This is a genomic window from Parabacteroides sp. AF27-14 (assembly GCF_003635425.1).
In the GTDB taxonomy this organism is placed as follows: domain Bacteria; phylum Bacteroidota; class Bacteroidia; order Bacteroidales; family Tannerellaceae; genus Parabacteroides; species Parabacteroides distasonis.
This window is the reverse complement of the sequence record NZ_QTLZ01000052.1, coordinates 1-3,865: the sequence shown is the minus strand read 5'-3', so window position 1 is coordinate 3,865 and position 3,865 is coordinate 1. Positions and strand designations below refer to the sequence as shown.

Genomic DNA, 3,865 nt, shown 5'->3' with positions numbered 1-3,865 from the left:
GATTTTAGCATACGGATCATGGAGGCTGGTTATCGGACCCGGCTATTTCCTTCGGCATGGGTTTATCATAAAAGGCGGACGGATCTCATGCAGTTCTTCCGTCAGGTGCGTCATTCGGGGGAGGCCCGGATCGCATTGAACCGGAAACATCCCGGCTCATTGAAGCTGGTACATTGCTTACCGGCATTATTCACGTTTTCAGTCTGTCTATTGGTTATCGGCTCATTCTTTTGCTGGTTGTTTCTGGTGCCTCTTATTATTTATGCCCTTTTATTGTTTGTAGACGCAATGTTCCGCAATAAATGTGATTTACGTGTAGGGTTGTTATCTGTAATAGCCTCTTTTACGCAATTGTTTGGATATGGAGTCGGTTTTTTGAGAAGTATTATTTGAAAATTCATTTAAATGGAGGGGTATGCACAGAGGCTATTGAAGGATACCAAACTAAAGGAAAAGATTTTTAGTTGAGTAGTAGGCTTAAAGAAGATATTTTTTTGTGGCAAATGAATATTTTTATTGATATTTGTGGATAAATTTTATAACTTGCGTTTAAGTTGTAAACTATAATCTAAATGAAGAGAACACTAGGACTGACTTTGCTACTTTTCGCTACCCTTTTTTCTTGTATGCGCCAAGAAAAACCATTACCTGCGGAACTATCTCGTGCGGAATCTGTTATGTGGGAGCATCCGGATAGCGCATTACTCTGTCTTTCCTCTTTGGATAGCTCAATCATGAATGAGCCGGAAAATATACGTATGTACCATGCTTTGCTTAAGATTAAAGCTAAAGATAAGCTGTATATTCCTCATGAATCAGACTCTTTGATTAAATCAATAGTTCAGTATTATGAGGACTATGGGACTCCAGATCAATTAATGGAGGCATATTATTATCTAGGAAGTACATGCCGGGATATGGGAGATGCCCCAAGAGCGGTGAGAGCTTTTCAAGATGCTGCGGACATAGGGAAAGATAGTAAGCGATATGATATATTAGGACGGGTTTATGAGCAGATGGGATATCGACTGGCATATCAAGGTTTGTATGATGAGGCTCTCGAAGCTTATAGGAAATCGTATGAATACAAGATGTATGATAAAGGAAAAGGAGAGGTGATCGCATTGAGGAATATTGCTCGGATCTATAACGCCAAGCAAGATACAGACAGTGCTATATACTACTATCAATCTGCTTATGAGAAGGCATTGTTATTAAATGATCAATCGAGAATAGATAATGTACTAAGGGAATTGAGTAGCATCTATATAGATATGGGAAAATATGATTTGGCTAAAGATTTGTTCAGTAAGGTTTCAAGTATGAAGAATCAAGCAAATATATATTTTGGATTAGGTTGTATATATGAAAGTTATAAGCAAATAGATTCAGCTCTATATTATTTTGAGAAAGCAAATGAGTATGGGAATATCTATATGAAAAAAAATACGTATAGAATCTTATCCAAAATAAAAAACCAAGAAGGAGACCGTAAATTAGCCTTGAATTATGCGTATAAATGTATAGAACTGTCTGATTCAATTAAGAATCAAACAAAAACGGAAGCTGTAGCAAAAGTTAACTCATTATATAAGTATCAGCATACAGAAAAGGAGAATGTTCAATTGAAAATAGATAATGAAAAAAGAAAAATTCGCAATTATCAATTTGCATTATTTGTTGTTTTAATTATTTTCTTTAGTCTATGTTATATATATGTGTTAGAAAAGAAGAAAAAAGCAGCGATTGAAAAGGAGAAAAAAATACGTCTATTGAAAGAGAATCAATATGCGGAAAGTTTGGATTGTATTGAATATAATAATAAGAAAATTTCATATCTAGAGGAACTTTTGCAGCAATCGGAGTGTCAAAGAGATAATTTTAAAAAGCAACTTGTGCAATCTCAAAAGGAATTATTAGAACTATCAAACCGAAAGATTCTTACTTCTCAAAATGAAAAAAGTTTGCTTGAAATAGCTTTTCGAAAATCCGAAGTCTATCGGTTATTTCATGAAACAAGTAATAATACTGATACGGAAATTCAGAATAAGGATTGGAAGGAGTTGAGAAAAGAGATTGATACAACCTATTCAAATTTCACCGCTCAATTATATGCTTTATACCCGCAAATCTCAGAGTTAGAACTCCATATTTGTTATTTGATAAAAATATCCATGCCCGTGAAGGACATTGCAAGGTTAGTTGGACGCTCGACTCCTGCAATAACAGCATCCCGGATTCGTCTCTATAAAAAGATTCATGGAACAGAAGGTACCGCAGAAATGATGGATAAATTTATCGCTGATTTATAATAACTTAATCGCTGTAAACAAAAAGTAAATAAGAAGTAAATCCTATTTTGCTTATAGATTTCTCATAGAGACTATTTTTGTTTATAAAAATAGATAATGAAAAAGAGAAGTTTTATATTGGGATTAGTATTTCTGATGTTTGTTTCTTCAGTTGTGTATCCGAATAGAGTGAAGGATACTGAACAATCTTGGGAAGAAGAGGAAGATCGTTCTATAATATCTTCTCCTACATTATCAATAGATGAAAATAATATTTACATCCATTCTAATAAATTATTGGATGGACTTAATGTGAAAATTATAAATATAAAAGGAAATGTACTTTATAATGACATCATAACTGTTTCTTCTGAGATAGAATATCCTATTTCTATAGATTTTTTGCTGAATGGTGATTATAAGATATTTATCTCAAAAGGAAATAATTATTTGGTTGGATATTTTGATGTGTTAAAATAGATATTATCAACTTAAATCTTTAAATCATGAAAAGATCTGTATCTTTATTAGGCATACTATGCCTATTCGTATCGTTTAGTGTCCAAGCCCAGTACACGAACATACAGACGTGGGGACAAAAATTGTATTATAACGGGAGTGATTATCCGGGTACATTTTTGAAATTAAAAGTTGCGGTCGCTAATCCTCGTATCTCAGGAACAGGAGGAAAGGTCGTTTTCTATGATTCAGAAAGCTCCCAGTATAATTATATAGAAGTAAAGGGGGTTTATCAATCTTCGGATGCTCGGTTGAAAACCAATATCACTCCCTTAAATAGTGGATTAGGAACCATATTGGGGTTAAAACCGGTATCTTACAATTGGAAAAGTGAGACATCGCAATTGAGATCAGCAGAAGCCGTACCTTCTAAAGCTTTTGGTTTCTTGGCACAGGAGGTAGCTGAGGTTATGCCAGAGATTGTGACGAGGTGATAGCTTGGTGGATTACACGGCTGTTATACCCGTTTTAGTACAGGCTGTAAAAGAATTGGACGCTACTATCCAACAACTGGAGTTGCAATTGGATGAAAAAGCTAATTTGTCTGATTTGCAGAATAACAAGAATTTGACGAGTAAGTCTTTGCTCTCGAATGCGGTAATGAATCAAAATACGCCGAATCCGTTTAATTCTACCACGAATATATCCTTTACGATCCCTACATCCGCACGTTCCGCTTTTATCTCTATTTGCAATTTGCAAGGAACTCAAGTTAAGAAATTCGATATCGCTACCCGGGGAGAAGGTAGTATAATGGTAAGCTTTTCTGATCTAGGTGTCGCAGGTATGTATATGTATTCTTTGGTAGTAGACGGACAGTTGATCTCAACGAAACGTATGCTATTGGTACAATAATATTTATTTCTATTGAAGCTATAGTTTTTTTGATAAGATTGAGTGATACTGTCTGTTGAGGGTATCCTCAATCTTTTTTATACAAAAGATATGCGATTATACTCCATTATAATTCCTGTTTATAACAGGCCGGATGAGCTTGATGACCTGTTATCAAGCCTTTGCAAGCAAACCTATGTCCATTTTGAGGTTATCGTGGT

Annotated in this window: 6 protein-coding genes; all 6 read left to right on the top strand. The window is 34.8% G+C overall.

Translation table 11 applies throughout. The features are described from left to right. A partial coding sequence (locus DWY79_RS22225) for a glycosyltransferase (RefSeq protein WP_370450010.1) occupies positions 1-393 on the top strand: 393 nt, incomplete at its 5' end. A gap of 179 nt (positions 394-572) precedes the next feature. Then, on the top strand, positions 573-2,312 hold the full coding sequence (locus tag DWY79_RS22220; protein ID WP_122370502.1) for a tetratricopeptide repeat protein: 1,740 nt from the start codon (positions 573-575) through the stop codon (positions 2,310-2,312). Positions 2,313-2,408: 96 nt separating this feature from the next. Continuing rightward, entirely contained in the window at positions 2,409-2,771 is a 363-nt protein-coding gene (locus DWY79_RS22215) for a DUF3244 domain-containing protein (RefSeq protein WP_005863687.1), read from the top strand. A gap of 26 nt (positions 2,772-2,797) precedes the next feature. Next, positions 2,798-3,244 carry a tail fiber domain-containing protein gene (locus DWY79_RS23215; RefSeq protein WP_233564038.1) on the top strand — a complete coding sequence of 149 codons (447 nt, stop codon included), beginning with the start codon at positions 2,798-2,800 and terminating at the stop codon, positions 3,242-3,244. Positions 3,245-3,299: 55 nt separating this feature from the next. Then, on the top strand, positions 3,300-3,665 hold the full coding sequence (locus tag DWY79_RS23210) for a T9SS type A sorting domain-containing protein (RefSeq protein WP_233564037.1): 366 nt from the start codon (positions 3,300-3,302) through the stop codon (positions 3,663-3,665). Between the two features lie 90 nt (positions 3,666-3,755). Continuing rightward, positions 3,756-3,865, top strand: a 110-nt coding sequence (locus tag DWY79_RS22205; protein ID WP_135960001.1) for a glycosyltransferase family 2 protein, incomplete at its 3' end; no start/stop codon positions are given.